This window comes from Maritalea mediterranea (genome assembly GCF_021568695.1).
In the GTDB taxonomy this organism is placed as follows: domain Bacteria; phylum Pseudomonadota; class Alphaproteobacteria; order Rhizobiales; family Devosiaceae; genus Maritalea; species Maritalea mediterranea.
On record NZ_JAKGTI010000009.1, the window covers coordinates 1 to 289 of the forward strand.

Annotated in this window: 1 protein-coding gene; it reads left to right on the forward strand. The window is 70.9% G+C overall.

Annotated features, from left to right (window positions below; translation table 11 throughout):
* Positions 1-289 (forward strand): aminotransferase class I/II-fold pyridoxal phosphate-dependent enzyme (locus tag L1I42_RS16165; protein WP_236115783.1); only part of this gene is annotated, 289 nt, incomplete at both ends.

The window sequence follows — 289 nt, forward strand, 5'->3', positions numbered from 1 at the left end:
TCGATATCTGGATGGGGACGCTGTCGAAGACGCTCTCCTCCTGCGGCGGCTATATCGCCGGGCGGCAGCGGCTGGTGGACTGGCTGAGGCATACCGCGCCGGGCTTCGTCTATTCGGTGGGGCTGGCGCCGCCGCTGGCGGCCTCCGCTCTCGAATCGCTCCGCATCCTGGGCGCCGAGCCCTGGCGGGTGGCGAAGCTGCAGGCCAATGCGGCGCTCTTCCTGCGGCTGGCGCGGGAGGCGGGGTTCGATACCGGCAGCTCGGCCGGGCTCGGCATCGTGCCGATCAT